We start from the raw sequence: 19,673 nt of genomic DNA, 5'->3' as shown, positions 1-19,673 counted from the left end.
CCCTTACTATATTTATTCGGATAATCACTATTTAAGTATTGCATCTAACGCCAAAATAAATATCAGTCCTACAACGGAAGTAATTGTCGATAACAATGTCCAGGTAGCAAACGTTTCTTTCAAGGTTAAGCCGAAATATTCCTTAACCATCCAAAATCCAGCATCATTTACATGTGATGCAATGGCACTGCCGCAACCTGTTGCAAGGGTGACCAATGCCAAATTAGCATCATATTGAGCTAACATCGGAATAACTAATCCAGCTGTAGATATCGCCGCAACAGTTGCTGAGCCTAAAGAAACACGCAATATCGCTGCAACAATCCATGCTAAAAGAATTGGAGACATAGATGTCCCAGCAAATATAACTGCTATATACTTGCCGACTCCACCATTAATAAGCACTTGCTTAAAAGCTCCACCGCCACCAATAATCAATAACATCATACCGATAGAAGCTGCTGCTGACGAACAGGATTTAGTAATTTCTTTTATAGAGATATTTCTGTTAATTCCCATCGTATACACTGCAATTACTAAAGATATTAACATTGCTACGGATGGATCGCCAACAAATGCAATGATTTTTAACACACCATTTGTGCCAGCATTGCCAAATACCATTTTTACACCAGTAGCAATCAGCATTAGAATCACTGGAAACATAGCTGTTAATAAACTAATATTAAAACTAGGCGTATCATCGAGATTAAATTCTTTTTGTTCGCCTAAAGAATCAATACTACCTCTCTTCTCAAATGCCGAAGGAACTATCTTTTTTGCCAGTCGAGTAAAGATAGGACCAGCTATAATAACAGTGGGGATAGCCACAATAATACCATATAACAAGACTTTCCCAATATCAGCTCCGTACTCCCCAGCGATTACCGTAGGACCTGGATGTGGCGGAAGAAAACTATGTGTGGCCAATAATGCTGCCAGCATTGGGATACCCAAAGATAACAGCGATACCTTCATTTCTCTTGCAATCGAGAAAACAATTGGAATCAACAATACTAACCCGACTTCAAAAAACATTGCGATTCCAACAATAAATGAGGAAACTACAACGGCCCACTCTATTTTAGTCTCTCCAAATTTATTAATTAAGGTCATTGCAATTCGTTGCGCACCACCAGCATCAGCCACTAGTCGGCCTAACATGGCACCCAAACCAAATATGAGTGCAATATGCCCTAACGTTCCGCCAATACCAGTTTCTATCGTGGAAACAACTTTTTCCATAGGAATACCCAGTATAAGTGCTACACAAAATGATACTATTAGAAGTGCAACAAATGTATTTACTTTTAATTTAGATATTAAAACAATCAATAAAATTACGCCTATTGCTACAATTAATAATGGCATGGTTCTACCTCCTAAATTATACCAGAGTTATTGTTTACTCGGAATCAGAAAATATAATATTTTCTTGATTCCAAGTAATAACAATTAAGGATTCTGATGGTGTCTGAGTACTTATCAGAAACCAAGTTTTTTCTTATCTGCTAGAACTTTTTTTCCTGCTTCAATAACCTCTATGATTTTATCCACATCATAGACACAGCCTTTCCATATTCCACCACTAATAGACTGAAGTTCTGCCCACAATTTAGTATCATCAGGCAAATCCAGATCTGGCTGCAATCCTGGATACATCTCTCGTTTTTTCAATACTTCAGCGGCCTCATTATAGGAAAGCCGATTTTCTTCTGTTCCGATGAAATTAAGTGAACCTTCAAACTGATTTCCATCAACAATAATTTCGATTAAATCCCCATCTCGCAATTTACCCAGTGGCCCGCCAACCAATGCTTCAGGCCCTACATGTCCAAAGCAAGCTCCTGTAGAAACACCAGAAAATCTAGCATCCGTAATCAGAGAAACATGTTTGCCAAAAGGTAGTTTTTTCAATGCGGAAGTCAACTGGTAAGTTTCCTCCATACCGGTTCCCTTTGGACCTCCACCCATAACAATCATAATATCGCCAGCTTGTATTTTTTTATCTTTTATTGCTTTAATTGCTGACTTTTCGGATGTAAATACTTTGGCCTTGCCAGTGTGTCTGAACACACCATCTTCATCAATCACCGTTGGGTCAATAGCTGCAGATTTAACAACAGATCCTTCCGGCGCAATGTTGCCAACTGGAAATGTTACGGTAGATCGTAATCCCTTCTCTTTAGCTTTGGCAGGATTCATAATGACATCGTCAGGATTTACTCCATCTAATGCTTCTAAACGCTCTCTACATTTTTTACGTCTTTCCGATTTTTCCCACCAATCCAAGTTAGCTCCTAACGTCTCACCTGTAACTGTCATAACATCTTCATGCAGCAAACCAAGTTCTCGTAAGCGAAGCATAACTTCTGGAACTCCACCAGCTAAAAAGACGCTTACCGTTGGATAGTTAACCGGACCAACTGGCATAACACTTACTAAACGAGGAACTTTTTTATTAATAGCGGCCCAATCATTTACTGTAGGCACTTTACAATTTGCTGCAAAAGCAATTGCTGGCAAATGTAGAAGTAAATTTGTCGATCCACCAAATGCCGCATGTAGAACCATTGCATTCTCAATTGCCTTATCCGTAATAATATCGCTTGTTTTAATACCTTTTTCCTTTAATTCCATCACAGCTCTAGCAGACTGTCTTGCAACTTCTTCCCAAATAGGCTGCCCGGAAGGCGCTAAAGCAGAATGTGTAATTGCGAGTCCCAGTGATTCCGCTATTACTTGAGAGGTCCCTGCCGTTCCAAAAAATTGACACCCACCACCGGCAGATGCACAGGCTCTACACCCCACTTGTGCCGCTTCATCAAAAGAAATTTCATCACTAGCGAATCGAACACCTATTGTCTGAACCGTCCCAGCATCTTCACCTTTTACGGGTTGAAGCGTTGCACCTCCTGGCACAAGAACAGTCGGAAAATCGTGCATCGATGCCAACGCCATCATCATCGCTGGCAACCCCTTATCACAAGTAGCAATACCCATTACCGCTTTTCTTGTTGGAAGAGACCGGGCCAATCGTCTAAATACGATTGCAGCATCATTACGATAAGGCAATGAGTCAAACATTCCAGTAGTTCCTTGGCTTCTCCCATCACAGGGATCTGTAACATAGGCCGCATATGGTATGCCACCATGTTTTGCCAATTCATCCGCGGCCGCACGCATCTGCAAGCCTAATTCGTAGTGGCCTGTATGTAACCCCACAGCTACAGTGCTGCCGTCTTCACCACGAATTCCCCCCTGAGTACTTAAAATAAGTACATCATCATCATTAAGTCTTTCTGGATTCCACCCCATACCAGCATTTAGAGTCATTCCAAAAATATGTCCACTTGGCGATTCTCTTAAATACTCTTCACTAAAAGGCAACTTTCCCTTTGGCCCCTCAGCATGAGTGTAAATGTTATATAAAGATACATCTTTTACATCATAAATTGATTTCATTGACATAAACAGTTCCCTCCTTACAATTTTATTACATTCTAAGACTACAACCTATATGATGGGGTTGTTTCTGGTGTTAACCACTCCTTTTACACATAAATTTCAATCGAATTAAAGTCATCATGCGCATGCTTATAATTCTTATATACGAATCAAATTTGTTTATGAGAACTATTAACTAGATAATAGCACATTTATACTATTATTCGCAATAGTATTTTAATTTTTGAATATTCTTTGTATACTGAGCGAGTAAATTACAATTCATATTTAAGTAGACATTCTTTTTAGAAATCAATAAAATGGTAGTAATACAAAAATTATTTATATAAGGAGTATTTATGTCTCATAAACCTACAGAACGAGTATTAAATATATTAAATCTTTTATCTGTTAATGCAGATGGATTAACTCTTACAGAAATATCTAAAGCTATCTCGGTTCCTAAGAGCACGCTTTTCCCTATCTTACAAACGATGACTGATATGAATTACATCCAACTCGGTAAGGATTCTTTTCGTTATAAACTAGGCATTTCCACTTTTTGTATTGGATCTTCTTATTCTCAAGATGAATACATGCTTGAATTCGCTAAGTCTATAATGAAAAATGTCGTTACTGAAATTAAAGAAATCTGCCAAATGGGAGTTTTAGAAGGAAACAATGTTTTATACGTCTTAAAAGAGGAACCCGAAGTAGGCTTGGATATTCGTATTATCTCTCGTGTCGGAAAACGACTTCCCGCATATTGCACCGCATTAGGAAAAGCTTTAATAAGCAACTATGAAATTGAAGAAGTAAAAAAATTATATCCAAAGGGCTTAATTTCTTATACAGAAAATACAATTACGGATTTCGATATTTTAAATAATCAATTATTAACAATTAGAAAAGAACATATTGCTAAAGAATACGAAGAAATTACCAAGGGGCTATGTTGCTATGCTGTACCTTTGGAGTCCAACGGCAATGTAATTGCCGCCCTAAGCGTTAGCGTTCCTAATTTTCGAGCGACTAAAGAAAAATTAAATTTAATAACCGAATTGTTATTAAATGCCCGCAGACAGTTCGGTAATGTTAATTTCAAGTAAAAAAGAATCTATAAAACGAATTTTTCGTTTTATAGATTCTTTTACAATACTACAAATATGAGTACCTCTGATATCCTACAAGCCTTACCGCGGATAATATCGTTTTTTGTTTCGCGCGCTTCACTTACTCAACAGACTGAAGTCTAAAATAAAGTCAATCCCAAAAGACCATCCTAGCTGGATGGTCTTTTGGGATAATGACTGCATTTTTGTGGGACAAAGAACCTGTCCCCTCCTCCCACAAGATAAACCCCCTCCAAGAACTGCTGAATACTCAACGAATCTTGGAGGGGGTTCATCATTATTTTACTTTTTCAGGCTCAAGTATTAATTTAATAGGTAAATTTGAAGCTCCTGGGGGGCTGAATGTCATCCATAGGGACTTGCCGCTTTCATAGGTGCCAAGATAAGCACTTTCACTGATTTTGTTAGAACCAAAAGACATGATATCGGCAGGGGTTGGGATCGTATGTACATCCTGATGACGATATTCTAAGCCTAGCCATCCTGCATATTCCCCTCCGCGAGGATTTAAATAGTAAGAGATTTCATCACCAGAAGTGGAAGGCAGGTATATTTTATATACAATACCATAATTTCCATAGTTTAACGTTGGCGTGCCATCCGTAGCATCAATACCTCTGACGTATTGATCAAGATGATTGTCCGCCAGAGTAACAGCAACGCTACCACTTTTCATGCCATCATAAGTATGTTTACCAACAACCAATCGATCTTTGCCTTCAAAAGTTCCTCGTAAACGATGCTCACCAGGATCAGCAGGCAATACTTTTGCCTTTGCTGCAAATTCTGCAATATCAGCGTCTAAAGGCATCATCATTACCCTTACGATAACAGGATGATCAATTTTTAAGTCATACATGCCATTTACCAGCATATTGGGTTCTACAATACTGTGATCCAGAGACGAAATCAAACTTCTTGATTCTTTGCAGGGAACTTCTATAAGATACAGATTACCACCTTCTAAATATTCCTGCTGTACCTCTTTACCAACTTGCAAATAATCAAGACTTGGACCACCTAATCCATGCTGTACTACCGTGATATGAGCTGTATCTTTTCCATAATTCTCTAATAATACCACTATCTTCTTAGGTACCTCTGTTGCATTCACATGATGAAAGAACAGACGAATGTCACCACTTACTGTATCTTGATACATAATTCCGTCATTAGACACCATCTCAGGACTATCAGATAGTACTAATTTCCCACCATAAGGTGATACGACAACCGGCCATTCCGGCAAGGTCAAACCATCTAATTTAACAGTCGAATAGGTATCAACTGCTAATGCTGTACTATGTAACGTTACAAACATAATCAGCGGCACTATGCCAAACTTAATCCAATTCAATATGCTACCCCCTTGTTAAGACATAGCATCATTATACCAATACCTTAATCTTATGTAAAATGACAAAATAAGACCCTTATGTCAGTTTTTGTAACATTTTATCATCTGACGGGTCTTATTGTGCATTTTACAGCTGATTTGAACCTACCGCTTGATTTGCAGCATCGATTGCCCGATGAGATAAATCAATGGACTGCCCAAGAGTATGCAGTTCTTGCACAGAGTTGTGAAAACCCATACTGTTAGATGCCGCTACATAATCCCAGTACCATTGAGCTTGACGCAATAGTTCCCGTGCATTGGTTAGCTGCGTCTGATTGGCATTGGGGATATTCCCGGCTTTGGTTATGATCTCATGGGCCTTAGCCACGTTCAATCCAGCAGTATGCTGCAACTGCCAAACATTATCCTGGGTAGCTTTTACTTGATTATACAGTTGGTCTGTACCATCTCGATGACAAGGCATACAAGATGCATCCAAATTTTTTAAAGGGCTTGTCATCCAATGAGAACTGTATTTCTGTCCATTCTCACGAATATAAGGCATATGGCAATCCGCGCAAGATACGCCGAATTTGGCATGGACACCATTTTGCCATTCTTCAAAATCAGCATGCTGAGCTTTTAATATGGGTGTTTTCGAATCTGGGTGTATAAAATCCTGCTGAAATCCATTGGGTTTTGCAGCATAATATTGATACATTTGCTGAGGTGTAGTCCCTTGATCCCAAGGAAATACGACCCGTGATGTACCTGGTTCAAAATAATATTCCGAATGACATTGTCCACATACATAGCTGCGCATTTCTTCCCGGCTCGCCTTATTTACATCAATGCCTTGCCGTCCCATTGCTTCAATGAAGGCAGGATTAATGACCCTGAGATTCATAGTCTCTGGATCATGACAGTTGGCGCAGCTGACAGGGTGCTTGGATTTATCAAGCAGCTCGGTTAAAGGCTGATTGGCAAATCCCCAGCCCGATTCCTTATAAAATTGTTCCACATAGGGTGTTTTACAGGTAATGCATGCACCTTTGCTAGTAGGTCCAATACGCTTGGATTCCTTAAGATCTTCTATGGCATACAGATGTCCTCTGTCTTCTGTATAATCCTTACTAAAGGGATTGCCTTTAAAATTAGTGTAAATTTCAGGCTGCATATCTGCTTTCTGTACTTTTACGCTTCCTCCATACCCCGTTGGTGAGACTGCCATCTCTAAATTTTTTTGGTAGCTGGCGTACTCCAAAGGATATGCTTTTCCCCAAACAGCCGGATCATATTCGCCAGCAGCTAAAGGTGATAATTTCATAGTTGACGGCGGTTTAACAGCCCATACGCGAACCACAATAACACCAAAGAAAACGATCATCATCCCTAAAAATACAGCTAAAAATTTCTGCGCCCTATTCAACGCTAACCCCTCCTGGACTCCTATTTTGACCATGAACGATACCACGATGACATTTTATGCAGCTTTGTCCACCTGCTGCCATGGCTGTGTTTTCCACAGTAGAAAAATGGCAGCGCAGACAATTTCCCTCCGTAATCCTCTTGCCTTTCGGTGTAAAATATAAGGTATCAGGATAGTCACGCAAAAATTCATGATATACATCCCGCATGCCGTTTTCTCCCTTTACGTACATCATGGAAAAAATATTGTCATGAGGAACATGGCAGTCACTGCAAGTTACGGTTTTATGATTTGATCCCTGCCACGTATAATATACATGATTCATAGAGTGGCAGCTGCCACAAAAATCTGGACCGCTGGAATACACAAACCCAGCACCGGACACTGCCATTCCCACCACCGCAACCACAATACCCAGCAAAATTAATTTAAGTGAACTACGCTCCAATAATTTTCCTAAATCCAACCACCCCACTCCTTCCTATTTCAAACTTTACAAGGCATAGCTATGCAAACCAGGCAATAATACATTCACGCCGATAAAAGTAAAGAGTACCGTAATGAAACCAATTACTGCCCAATTCATTGCCTTTTTACCTCGCCAGCCTAACGCCACACGACCATGAAGATACATCGCATAAATTAGCCACGTAATCAGTGACCATGTTTCTTTAGGGTCCCACCGCCAGTACGATCCCCAGGCATACTCTGCCCAGACGGCTCCTGTTACAATGAGCAGGGTTAGAAAAGGGACAGCAAAGTGAATACATCGATTCACTAAGGTGTCTAATATGGCTAAGGACGGCAGCAGGCTTGTCACTGCTCCTTGTTCACCCGCTTCTTCCATACGCTGCCGCCACAAATACATAATTGCCAACGCGAAAGAAATCGCCAGTGCTCCATAGGCAATAACCGCTGTGATGACATGGATAAGCAACCAATTGCTTTTAAGAGCAGGCATGAGAGGACGAACCTCTTGATAAAAGCTGGAAAATATGCCTGTCAAAACAAAGGCTACCGGCAATACAAAGGCACCCAGAGAGTAATTCTTGTAACGATAAGCAATGTACAAATAGAAAAAAATCAGCCCCCAGACAAAAGCCATACCAAATTCATACATATTAGCGAAGGGGATGCGCCCAGCCTGCAAGGTACGGGAAGTCAGCGCTAATGTATTCACTACAAAGCCAATCACCGTCAAAGCAATCGCCCAGCGCCCAAGCTTTTCCTTCAGCCAAATGAGATGTCCAATATTAAAGCAACTTGCTAAGAAGTAACTAACAAAAGCAGAATTAAAAAACTCTTTTTCCAAAGCACCCACATGATTTCACCTATCCTTTTTGATTACTCGCCAAAACTGTTTTTTATAGAGACTGGCAAAAAAGCCAAAGGCAAGCAGAAGAAACCCAAACCACACTAGGGGTATTCCAGGGTCCCGTTTAATGAGCAGTCCCGAAAAAGGCTGTGCCTCTATAAACTTCACCATTCCCATTTGGGGACCGATGAATCTGCTGCTGCCTAAAGGTGCCGCTCCCCAATCATATTCTCGCCCACCTTTATAGACAATGTACATAATTTGAGGAGTCAATCCTCCGACATACCGCACTGGCAGAATCATCATATCTCCCTCAAGCACCATCCCTCGTCCCTCACTCAAGCTGGCTTCCTGCAGCACCTTACCAGCAGCATCTAAATACTGGGTTTGTATTGCCATCCCAAAAGAAGATTGGTAAATGCTTACCCCTTGGTAGATCAAAGGATGATTGACTTTCACCTCTTGAGTAAATCCATTCTGTCCACTATGTTCAATACGAATGTGACTGATCCAATCTGAGACTGTTCCATCGGCATAATATTGGGTTTCAAAATTCTCTAGATGTAATGTAAACGGCTCACCAATACCCCTGTATTTTTCCTGATTGATTTCATAATCTTTCCCAACAGGAAGATTGATTTCCTCGCTAAATCCATAGACATTCCCATATAACGCTCCTAAAACAATGAGGACAATAGCCGTGTGCACTGCGAATGTCCCCCAAGGAGCCAAATGGCGCCATTTATTTGAAAGGCATAAAGCAGCAAGCTGCTTCATGCTGCAAATAAAAGTGCTGCCGCAAATCAAGGTTAACAATAAACGAAAGCCAATACTATGATAGATATCATATCTCTGAGGTGAAATGACAGTCCCTATCATCGCTGCCCCAGCCAATAGCATAAGCAATGCCATTGCAACCTTCATAGACGTAACGATATGTAGTACCTGAAAAAACCTTTTTCTATATGTTGTCTGCTGGACGATTACATCCTGTTCGTTCATATTGCCCTCCCACTTATCTTCCAGTTACCATGCTAGTATTCCATATTTGGTAAAAAAAATAAGTCAGAACCATAACAATTATGGTTCTGACTCATTTTTTATAATCCTAACTTACTGTACAAATGGGCTCTAAAGAGGCGCAAGCGAAACTCCCACAAGCCATATTTGGGCTGAGGCATATTAATCCGCTTTAATGCATAGGAATCGGTATTTGCATCATTTAATCCAGCAAGGCCGGAGCAAGCACCTCGGTATCCCGTTTCTTTTAATATTTGCTGAGCACCTTTCGAAAACTGCCCATAGGGATAGGCAAAAAATTGAATGGGAGTACCAATCTGTCTTTCCAAAGCCACTTTTGATTCCGCCGCTTCCCGCTGCTGTTCTGCAGCATTAATTTCATTCATCCCCACATGGGACATGGTGTGAGAGCCAATTTCCGTGTGCCTTTCCTGCATGCCAATTACCTGCTGCCAGGATAAATAGTCTGTTGTACCAATTAAGCTTGGTACAACAAAAACCGTGGCTGACATGCCGTACTGTTCCATAATCGGCAGTGCAGTCAGATAATTGTCTGCATATCCATCATCAAAGGTAATCACAATAGGCTTTTCAGGTAAGACTGTCTTTCCAGTAAAAGAATTAAATAAGTCTTCTAGAGAGATAGCATGGTATCCATTTTCCTTTAGGTATTTCATTTGTTCTTCAAACTGACCGGCAGTCACACTGTAAATCTCCTCATCCACTTCACCCACCTGGTGGTAAGCTAAGATCGGTACAGCATTCGTGGGCCAAAACAGCCAGCCTAAAATCGCTACCATAACAAGGACACCAAATGCCAAAAATTTATTCATGTTCCAACTCCATAGCAATCTGTTCTATTTTTCGCAGCCGGTGGTTCATTCCCGATTTCCCTACCCTGCCATCCATAGCATCTACCAGTTCCTGCAAGGTAGCTTCTGGGTGGGCGAGTCGCAACTTAGCAACGATAAGCAGAGACGGGGGCAGTTTATCAAGCCCTTTTTGCCGGGCAATGAGTTCAATACATTTTACTTGGCGTACCGCTGCATTCACCGTTTTCTGAAGGTTAGCCGTTTCACAATTTACCAGCCGATTGACTTGATTACGCATGCCCTTTACTACGCGAACATTTTCAAAGGTCAAAAGAGCATTATGAGCACCAATCAACCGCAGGAAATCAATAATGGCATCACCATCTTTTAAGTAAACAATATAATCATTTTTACGCTCTGTCATTCCAACAGGCAAGGAAAAAAACTTCATCAAACGCACGAGTGCTTTTGCAAAGTCTAAATTACCTGTAACCAATTCCAGATGATAATCCCCTTCTGGCTTGTTTACAGAGCCACCGCCTAAAAAAGCACCTCGTAAATAGGAACGGCGACAGCAGGATTTTCGCAAAATACCGCTATCACTGCTTACATTCAAATTTTCGCCCCGCATAATCCCTAAAGCTGCTAACAACTCTGTCACCACTGGTGATGGCACTACTTTGATCAAATAGGAATTGTTTTTCTTTAAACGACGACCACGGGTAACAACAACTTCTGTTTTTAAATGAAAGCCACTTTTAATCAAGGTGAGAGCTTTACGTGCTACAGCAGCATTCTCCGTAGTAAAATTAATCCCAAGATTACTATTGCCGCCAATTAACATGGTACCGCCCATACGAATCAGAGAGGCCAATTCTGCCATATTGCAGCACTCTTGCTCCTCTACGATCCGAGCCAATTCATTTCTTACTTCAGCAGAATAAGAAGCCAATCTACTTCACCCCCGTAAAGCTGCTTTGCCTTAACGCCGCAAAACTCAGCGCTCCGTTTTCTTAAGATCCTTGATACTTTCCGCAATTAAATAATAATCCAATAATCGCATACGCTCCGAGTTGGTCTTAAGCTTATAGATCATGGAAACAATGGTTCGAGACAATTTAAGAGGATCATGGCGCACTAAATTTGTCTCATTAATTACATCTGCCTGGGTCACTTTGATCCCCATTGCTTCCACTTTCTCTGCATCGTTTTTTACAGGATAGGCCCCTTGATCCGCATACTTTTGCTGCAATTCTTCTGCTACATTTTGATTATTGATCACAACATAATCAATAACCCCAGGACCTACATGATCTAAAATCGCCTGCACATGCTCTGATGCGCTATAGCCATCTGTTTCTCCCGGCTGGGTCATTACATTGCAGATATAGATTTTGACAGCCTGGCTTTTCCGCAATGTTTCCGCCACTCCCCGCACCAACAGATTAGGAAGAATACTGGTATATAAGCTGCCAGGTCCTAAAATAATGGCGTCTGCATCTCGTATGGCTTCCAGAGAGCTTTCCACGGGCATGGTTTCTTCCGGCTGCAAATACACTCTTTCAATCCGTTTATTGACAAGAGGAATCTGCGACTCGCCTTCCACGATACTGCCATCCGTCATTTTAGCCCATAACCGTACTGTTTGGGTCGATGCCGGCAATACTCGACCCCGTACCGCTAAAACCTTACTGGATTCCTTTAAAGCCTGCTCTACATCTCCTAGTACTTCTGTCATCGCAGCGATGAATAAGTTGCCAAAATTGTGTCCCGCCAGTCCCCCTGTACCACCAAATCGGTGCTGAAAGAGTTTTTCCATCAGTGGCTCGGTATCTGCTAATGCCACCAAACAGTTTCGCAAATCTCCTGGAGGAATCATGCCCAAATCCTGCCGTATTCGCCCAGAAGAACCGCCATCATCAGCAACCGTAACGATCGCTGTGATATTACTGGTTACACTCTTAATACCTCTTAACAGTACGGATAAGCCTGTTCCACCGCCAATAACCGTCACTGCTGGTCCCCGATTGAGTTTACGTTTCTGAAAAATGAGCTCGATCAATCGTTCAGACCCGTCGGGAATGAGTACACTGATCACCGAAGCAATAATCTGCTTGGTGGCCAGCGTCATCAAGACCAAGCCACCTGCAATAATAAAGATCCCCACAATGGTCGTAACCGCATAATAATACCTGCCCGTCGTCAGGTACACCATTCTGAAAATCGTCTCTTCAAAATTGCCTACATATTTATAATTGAATACGATGGCAAGCCCCATACTGGCTATGATAACGCCCATAGAAAATAATAACAGCCACCGTTTCACCTTAATGCCTGGGTACATCCACTTTAAAAAGTGCATATATATTACACCTCAATTTCTATCTCACCACTACCACTCGTCGCTTTTCAGCAATGTACTTCATCTATACTATGTTACCCCTCAACAGGTGCTTCTAAAACATTGTGTTTAATATCCCGATGATCTACATTTACTTTATAGCCTTTGTTCTTTAAACCTTCGTAGATTTTACCAGCGACAAATACAGAGCGATGCATGCCGCCAGTGCAACCAATAGCAATGATAAGCTGACTTTTTCCTTCTTTGATGTAATTAGGCACTAAAAAGTCTACAAAACCGGAAACCTGTTCCATAAACTGCTGTGTAATCGGCCATTTCCAAATATATTCGCCCACTTCCGCTACCGCTCCGCTTTTGCGGCGCAAAGACTCGACATAAAAAGGATTGGGCAAAAAGCGAACATCAAAAACCATATCTGCATCTAAAGGAATGCCATATTTAAATCCAAAAGAGACAACGGTAATATTCATACGCTGCTGTTCATGTTCACTGGTAAAGAGCCCAGTGATTTTTTCCCTGAGCTTGGCAGTGCTTAATTCCGATGTATCTATAATTTGCGTAGCTCGTCCTCTTACGTGGTCAATTTTTTCTCGTTCACGGCTAATCCCCTCTATAATACGGCCATGGGGTGCCATAGGGTGCCGACGCCTAGTTTCCTTATAACGCCGGATTAGGGTTTCATCAGAAGCTTCTAAGAAAAGCATTTCATAACGATAGCCCTGCTTTTCTAAATCTTCTAAAGCTTGTATCAGGGTATCAAAAAACTCTCGGCCGCGAATATCCACTACTAAACCGACTTTATTGACCCGCCCTGCCGATTGGGTGCAAAGTTCGGCAAATTTAGGAATCAGCATAGGAGGCAAATTATCCACACAAAAATATCCCAGATCTTCCATGGTTCTCACCACCTGAGTCTTACCTGCACCTGACATGCCCGTGATAATCACCAAACGAACATCGTCCATATTCTACACCTCCAAGTCACTAATTCACGCTGCTTTTTCGATTGGAACGACGATTTAAATGACGCAGCACATTTTCAATCGATGTATTGATCACTAAATCAGGGGAAATTTTATATTTATCCAATATTTCAATGGCCTTACTGAAATCTCCTATGGCCAAGGCAAAATGACTATCCGTCCCCAGGATAATTTTCGCCCCATACTGTTTCGCCAAGGCAGCAATATTTTCACAATAAGGTCTACTGCCCACGCGAGATACCTTAAGAGAACTATTATTAATCTCTAAAGCTACATCATATTCTACAGCCGCTTTTACAATCGTCTCAGCATCCACCAAATATTCAGGATTACCTGGATGAACAATCGCATCCACCCAAGGATTTTTCATGGCATTAACCATCATTTGCGTATTTTTGGCTACAGAGCCGTTTGGGGAACAAACTGTATGCAAGCCAGCTAATACAATATCAAGGCTGGCGAGCCGGTCTTCTGCCAAATCTAAATTCCCCTCATGATCAATCACATTCGCCTCTACCCCTTTTAGAATACGAACACCAAATAATTCAGCTGGTACTGCTTTTAAATTGCCAAAGTGATAGGCATGAGGGCCTCCTGGCATATCTGGACCGTGATCCGTAATTGCAATCATTTCAAGACCTTTTTCTGCTGCTGCAGTCACATTTTCCAATATCGTACTATAGGCATGACCGCTTGCTACCGTATGAATATGTAAATCAGCGACAATTTTCATACTCTCGCCCTCCTTATTACCTATATTATCTCTCAATTATATGGCAAATCCACTAAAAAAGCAAAAGAGCGCATCTAATTTATGCACTCTTTCGAAATTATATAGGTTCAAGAAGAACGTTTGAACACAGAGGACACAGAGTTCGCAGAGAGCACAGAGGTTTTTAACCCTATTTATCTTTTCTCAGTGTTCTCTGCGGTTCGTTTTACTTTATTGTTTTAAAGCACGCGAAGTGTTTTTCTTATATTTATATCATAACTGCAGCTACATCTCTGGCACCATATTGCAGTTGTTCATCTTCCGTAACTTCTTTTATAGATAGGTAAATGATATCCAGCATATGCTCAATTTCGGTGATTGTACTTGCCAAAGGCGGCATAAACACTACTACGCTGCCAATGGGGCGAATGATTAAACCATGTTCACGGGCCCTTTTGCAAACCTTAGCCCCAACCGCCATTTCCCAAGGAAAGGGAATCTTTTCTTGGGGATTTTCCACGAGCTCGATGCCAATCATCAAACCCCGCTGACGGATATCCCCTACATGTTTCAAAGTAAAGCCAGCTAGTTTATTGCGAGCTGCTTCTATTTTCCCTTGAAGATTCTCTAACACGTTCTCGTCTCGAAATATTTTTAAATTAGCCAGCCCCGCGGCACAGCATAACGGATTTCCTGTATAAGAATGTCCATGGTAAAAGGTCCGCTGCTGAGCATAGTCTCCTAAGAAGGCATTATAAATTTCATCTGTCATAAAAGTGGCTGCCAAGGGTAAATATCCTCCTGTGATGCCTTTTGCTACCATCATAAAATCAGGGGACACCTCTTCATGATCACAAGCAAACATTTTGCCAGTACGTCCAAAACCCGTCGCGACTTCATCCACCAGCAGCAATACATTATATTTCTTGGTTATCTCTCGCAGCCGCTTCAAATAACCAGGGGGCTGAGTTAACATACCTGCTGCTGCCTGAACCAAAGGCTCCACAATAATGGCGGCAATTTCCTCATGTCCTTCCTCTAGGATTTTCTCAACTTCCTTGCTACAGGCCATACCGCACAGCTCAGCCCCTGAGGATAACTTGCAATGGTAGCAGCAGGGAGCTGGAGCCTGGATGGTTTCAAACAAAAGAGCCGAAAAAATGCGATGAAATAAATCAATACCTCCCACGCTAACGGTACCAACCGTATCACCATGATAAGCATTGGCTAAGGTAATAAACTTTTGTTTTTTGGGCTTACCTTTTAGCTGCCAATATTGAAATGCCATTTTAATCCCAATCTCTACAGCTGTAGAACCATCATCAGAGTAAAATAACTTTTTTAACCCTTGGGGCACAACTGCCATTAATTCTTCGGCGAGCTGGGCTGCTGGCACATTCACCAAGCCTAACATGGTAGTATGAGCGACTTTCCCCAATTGCTCAATAATCGCCTGATCAATGACAGGATGACGATGCCCATGAAGATTGACCCATAAAGAAGATACACCATCATAATAGCTATTGCCCTGATCATCAATGAGCTTGATACCTTCCGCTGCTTCAATCACCATCTGAGGCTGTGCCACCCATTCCTGCATTTGCGTAAAAGGATGCCAGATAAATTCTTTATCCTTTTCTTCTATACTGCTCATAACTCTTTCCTCCCCCTTATCACTTCAATAATTGCATCCATCTGTAAATGTTCTTCCGCTAACTGTGCTAAACCTGCGGTTTTGCCCTTGGGCACACTGATCCCAGGAGCATAAGGGAACTTACCCAAAATAGGTAATCCCGTCATTTCTTTTATATACTCTTCATTAGAGGTTTCTAAAATACCCGCATGATCCTGCTTCCAGCCATTTATTATGATTCCTGCTATATCTAACCCACGGCTGCGTCCATATTCGACTGTCAATACCGTATGATTTATGGTTCCAAGGTTAGGCCTGACAACCACAATAACAGGCAGTGCTAATTCAGCCATCAAATCAGCCACTGTGTATTTTTTCCATAATGGAGCAACAATCCCTCCTACGCCTTCTACAATAACGGGGTTATGAAGCTGGGTTAACTGCTGAAAGGAGGTAATAAAATCCTGTATATTGATTGTTACGCCACTAATGGCAGCTGCTACGGCAGGGGTTAGGGCAGGAGCCAAACAAACAGGATTCACCAATTGGCTTTCCTCAGGACCAATGCCCGCCGCCTGCATCAAAAAAGCAGCATCTTCTGCCATAAGGCTTCCCATTCGATCCGCTATGCCGCCGGAAGCCACCGGCTTCATAACGCCTACATCACAGCCCCGCCCTCTGAGCGCTGCGGCAATGGCTCCTGTAATCACAGTCTTCCCAACCTCTGTATCCGTTGCTGTAATAAATAAACCAGCCATACTGTCACCTCATCCTATTTTAAAATATAAATACCTATAAGCTGGAGAAAGCATAATGAACCACAGAGAAAAGATAGGATAAAAAACGAAATTGAACCACAAAGACGCAAAGGTCACAAAGGGGGTTATTTATAACTTATTTTTTGCGCACTCCTTTGTGTGCCGCGTCAGCGGCATTGTGACCTTTGTGGTTCATTGATTTGTTAACATCACTTATATTAGCTTTACCCTTCTACTCACTGCAATGATGCTTTCCACCGCTTGGGCTAATTCTTTCCTGTCATGGGCAGCGGATATTGTCAGGCGTAATCGACTGCTGCCAGGGGGTACTGTCGGCGGGCGAATGGCTGATACGAGTAAGCCTTCTTCTTTTAATAACTCAACCATCTTTACCGCAAGGGCTGCTTCTCCTACCATAATCGGCAGTATAGGAGTCATATTTCCTTCCACAGGCATGCCAGCAAAAGTTAGTGCCTCTCGTACATATTGAGCATTCTGTAATACAGTCTCAACCAGCTCCGGGTGATTTTGCAACTCCATCAATGCCCCATGAGCGGCCCCTACTGTCGCTGGAGATAAAGCGGTAGAGAAAATAAAACTGCGAGCTTTATTCATCAAGTATGCAATTAGCGCTTGGCTGCCAGCTACATAACCACCTTCTGATGCCAGGGACTTGCTCAGTGTTCCCATTTGGATATCGACCCTTCCCTGTAGACCAAAATGATCCACCGTACCGCAGCCCCCACGCCCCAAGACCCCTACTGCATGGGCATCATCCACCATAATCATAGCCTCATAGGTTTCTCCTAAGGCAACAATATCATCCAGAGGTGCAATATCACCATCCATGCTGAATACCCCGTCAGTGACAATGAGACGCCGGCCTGAGCAAGGGGTATCTTTTAGTTTCTCTGCCAAATCATCCATATCCCCATGACGATATACCACCCTATGAGCTTTGGACAAGCAGCAGCCATCAATAATGCTGGCATGATTGAGTGCATCGCTAAAGATTACATCTCCCTTACCAGATAAAGCACTAATCACTCCTACATTGGCCATATAACCTGTATTAAAAACTACAGCAGCTTCCGTTTTCTTAAAGGCTGCCAGCCCTTGCTCCAACTTTTGATACAGAGGATGGCTCCCCGTTGTCAGCCTGGCTCCTCCTGATCCTGTGCCATACTGAGAAATAGCATCTATAGCTGCCTGCTGTACAGCAGAAGAATGGGTTAATCCTAAATAATTATTCGTCGATAATGATAAATAGCTTTTACCTTCCAGCTCTACGTGAACCGCATCTAAGAATCGATAACTCACTGGATTTCGGTATAAATTCTGTTCCTGAACCTTTAAAAGATATGTTTTACAAAATTCCATATTGTACCTTGTCCTTTATAGTGTTACAAGCACAGGCTGGTGCTGTAAATAATTCTCCAAAAGGGATCTATCCGCAGTAGGATTTACAAAAAAGATTCGCCCGCCTACAGGATTTCCTAAGGGTTTGCAATGGGGAATGCGAATGTATCCCTTAGCAGAAGCAACATACCCCGTTGTATATTCAGGATCATCAGACCAACAAAGTTCAGCTACTACACCAGGACCAGCAGCTACTTTACTTGCCAGCACCAGCGCTTCTTGTACATGCAAATTGTGAATCCCCTGCTTTACCAATCTATCAATCAATGCATCTTCGTTTTCAATATCCATACGAGATACCCGAATGCCTCTGTCTTTTGTATGATCAAGACGCTGACCCGTAACAGCACATAACAACATGGCTCCGCGCATACTGTCAGCTAAAGACAACAAGCTTAGAATCCCTTGCTTTGCCCCACTAGAAGTTACCCCTGCTGCGACTAATGCATGTTCTACTGCCTTATGCCCTTCCTCTACCGTAAGGGAGGAAGAAGGATAAACAGGCAGCAAAGGTACTTGTTGTATCCTACTGGGCTGTACTGTTTCTATCGTAATATTAATAAAATCAGCCTGTCCCCGACTGTGAGTGAAAGCTCTTTCCAGCATCCCAGCAGCTGTCTGCTCCACTTTATCATAAGGAACGATCCGCTCTGCACCAGAAATATGACGCCCGCCCTCTTCATGCCGTCCTCCCTGGGCCGCCCGCATTCTAACGCTGTACACTTTGTACCACCTTCTCCGTTTGCAGCTTCACCTTCTTTAATAATAAAGTAAGAGGCCAAGCAGTCAGTGCTGTATAAATCATACCTGGTACTGCTGCCAGCAAAAGAGGTATTGCTCCCTTACCCAATATACCTCCAAGAGCCAGGCGAGCCACGCTGGATCCTAAGGGTCCCGCCATCACTAACACAGGCCACGATGTCCCTAAAGCAGTCACGCAAATGCCTACGACTAAGCGAAAAATCATGGCAATACCCACATTCAGCAAATTCTGGGTACCCAATATAAGTCCAATGAGACTCGATAATATACCTGCCGTTATGTACTTGGTAAAGCCAAAAACACCACAGATAGCCACCGCCAAAGGAGCTGATAATTGAAACTCGGTACCTGGAATGAAGCCAGGCAATTTAATCGCACCAGAAATGGTAATCAAAGTAGTCAGCAGCGCAGTCTCCGTCAATCTTCGAGTGTTATAGTACACGCTGGAATCCTCCTTTTTGTTAACTGATATTTTTTTAAGGTTAACCTATTGTTTAAATAAAAAAAACGGTTACGGCATGTGTTCTAATCGGTAAACCAATTACTAAT

General features: G+C 42.1%; 18 protein-coding genes. 1 reads left to right on the top strand and 17 read right to left on the bottom strand.

Annotated features, from left to right (window positions below; all coding sequences use genetic code 11):
* Positions 1-27 precede the first annotated feature (27 nt).
* The gene (locus JBW_RS04020) at positions 28-1,371 is read right to left on the bottom strand and encodes a GntP family permease (RefSeq protein ID WP_007959294.1); all 1,344 of its coding nucleotides are present in this window, start codon (positions 1,369-1,371) and stop codon (positions 28-30) included.
* A 114-nt stretch (positions 1,372-1,485) separates the two neighbouring features.
* The gene (locus JBW_RS04015) at positions 1,486-3,471 is read right to left on the bottom strand and encodes a YjhG/YagF family D-xylonate dehydratase (protein ID WP_007959287.1); all 1,986 of its coding nucleotides are present in this window, start codon (positions 3,469-3,471) and stop codon (positions 1,486-1,488) included.
* Positions 3,472-3,806: 335 nt separating this feature from the next.
* Here JBW_RS04015 and JBW_RS04010 point away from each other — a divergent pair, with 335 nt between their 5' ends.
* Positions 3,807-4,556 carry an IclR family transcriptional regulator gene (locus JBW_RS04010; RefSeq protein ID WP_007959285.1) on the top strand — a complete coding sequence of 250 codons (750 nt, stop codon included), beginning with the start codon at positions 3,807-3,809 and terminating at the stop codon, positions 4,554-4,556.
* Between the two features lie 301 nt (positions 4,557-4,857).
* On the opposite strand, the gene JBW_RS04005 is transcribed toward JBW_RS04010, so the two are convergent.
* The 15 genes from JBW_RS04005 to JBW_RS03935 all read right to left on the bottom strand — a co-directional run bounded on the left by JBW_RS04005 (position 4,858) and on the right by JBW_RS03935 (position 19,566).
* Complete coding sequence (locus tag JBW_RS04005) at positions 4,858-5,937, bottom strand: hypothetical protein (protein WP_007959283.1); 1,080 nt, start codon at positions 5,935-5,937, stop codon at positions 4,858-4,860.
* Positions 5,938-6,064: 127 nt separating this feature from the next.
* Positions 6,065-7,348, bottom strand: a complete 1,284-nt coding sequence (locus JBW_RS04000) for an ammonia-forming cytochrome c nitrite reductase subunit c552 (RefSeq protein ID WP_007959281.1) — start codon at positions 7,346-7,348, stop codon at positions 6,065-6,067.
* On the bottom strand, positions 7,341-7,823 hold the full coding sequence (locus tag JBW_RS03995) for a cytochrome c3 family protein (RefSeq protein WP_235334131.1): 483 nt from the start codon (positions 7,821-7,823) through the stop codon (positions 7,341-7,343). Before JBW_RS03995 ends, JBW_RS04000 begins: the two co-directional genes overlap by 8 nt.
* An 18-nt stretch (positions 7,824-7,841) precedes the next feature.
* A complete protein-coding gene (ccsB, locus tag JBW_RS03990) occupies positions 7,842-8,669 on the bottom strand; it encodes a c-type cytochrome biogenesis protein CcsB (protein WP_007959278.1) in 828 nt (275 codons plus the stop codon).
* A gap of 6 nt (positions 8,670-8,675) precedes the next feature.
* Positions 8,676-9,665: a cytochrome c biogenesis protein ResB gene (locus JBW_RS03985; protein ID WP_007959277.1), complete on the bottom strand. Its 990-nt coding sequence runs from the start codon at positions 9,663-9,665 to the stop codon at positions 8,676-8,678.
* 98 nt (positions 9,666-9,763) lie between these two features.
* Positions 9,764-10,516, bottom strand: coding sequence for a polysaccharide deacetylase family protein (locus tag JBW_RS03980; protein ID WP_007959276.1), 753 nt, complete (start codon positions 10,514-10,516; stop codon positions 9,764-9,766).
* Positions 10,509-11,447, bottom strand: coding sequence for a DNA-binding protein WhiA (whiA, locus tag JBW_RS03975; RefSeq protein ID WP_007959275.1), 939 nt, complete (start codon positions 11,445-11,447; stop codon positions 10,509-10,511). Before whiA ends, JBW_RS03980 begins: the two co-directional genes overlap by 8 nt.
* Positions 11,448-11,492: 45 nt before the next feature.
* Entirely contained in the window at positions 11,493-12,857 is a 1,365-nt protein-coding gene (locus tag JBW_RS03970; protein WP_007959274.1) for a gluconeogenesis factor YvcK family protein, read from the bottom strand.
* A gap of 74 nt (positions 12,858-12,931) precedes the next feature.
* Positions 12,932-13,822: an RNase adapter RapZ gene (gene rapZ, locus JBW_RS03965; RefSeq protein WP_007959270.1), complete on the bottom strand. Its 891-nt coding sequence runs from the start codon at positions 13,820-13,822 to the stop codon at positions 12,932-12,934.
* Between the two features lie 19 nt (positions 13,823-13,841).
* A complete protein-coding gene (locus tag JBW_RS03960; RefSeq protein ID WP_007959269.1) occupies positions 13,842-14,573 on the bottom strand; it encodes a phosphatase in 732 nt (243 codons plus the stop codon).
* Positions 14,574-14,820: 247 nt separating this feature from the next.
* Positions 14,821-16,206, bottom strand: coding sequence for an adenosylmethionine--8-amino-7-oxononanoate transaminase (gene bioA / locus JBW_RS03955; protein ID WP_007959268.1), 1,386 nt, complete (start codon positions 16,204-16,206; stop codon positions 14,821-14,823).
* Positions 16,203-16,943, bottom strand: a complete 741-nt coding sequence (gene bioD / locus JBW_RS03950; protein WP_007959267.1) for a dethiobiotin synthase — start codon at positions 16,941-16,943, stop codon at positions 16,203-16,205. The genes bioA and bioD overlap by 4 nt, the downstream gene beginning before the upstream one ends.
* 213 nt (positions 16,944-17,156) lie before the next feature.
* Positions 17,157-18,323, bottom strand: coding sequence for an 8-amino-7-oxononanoate synthase (gene bioF, locus JBW_RS03945; RefSeq protein ID WP_007959266.1), 1,167 nt, complete (start codon positions 18,321-18,323; stop codon positions 17,157-17,159).
* 15 nt (positions 18,324-18,338) lie between these two features.
* Positions 18,339-19,085 carry a 6-carboxyhexanoate--CoA ligase gene (locus JBW_RS03940; RefSeq protein WP_007959265.1) on the bottom strand — a complete coding sequence of 249 codons (747 nt, stop codon included), beginning with the start codon at positions 19,083-19,085 and terminating at the stop codon, positions 18,339-18,341.
* Positions 19,072-19,566 carry a hypothetical protein gene (locus tag JBW_RS03935; RefSeq protein WP_007959264.1) on the bottom strand — a complete coding sequence of 165 codons (495 nt, stop codon included), beginning with the start codon at positions 19,564-19,566 and terminating at the stop codon, positions 19,072-19,074. The genes JBW_RS03940 and JBW_RS03935 overlap by 14 nt, the downstream gene beginning before the upstream one ends.
* Positions 19,567-19,673 lie beyond the last annotated feature (107 nt).

The sequence above is a fragment of the Pelosinus fermentans JBW45 genome (assembly GCF_000271665.2).
GTDB classification, from domain to species: domain Bacteria; phylum Bacillota; class Negativicutes; order DSM-13327; family DSM-13327; genus Pelosinus; species Pelosinus baikalensis.
The sequence above is the reverse complement of the archived record's forward strand: the minus strand, read 5'-3'. Positions and strand labels throughout refer to the sequence as shown.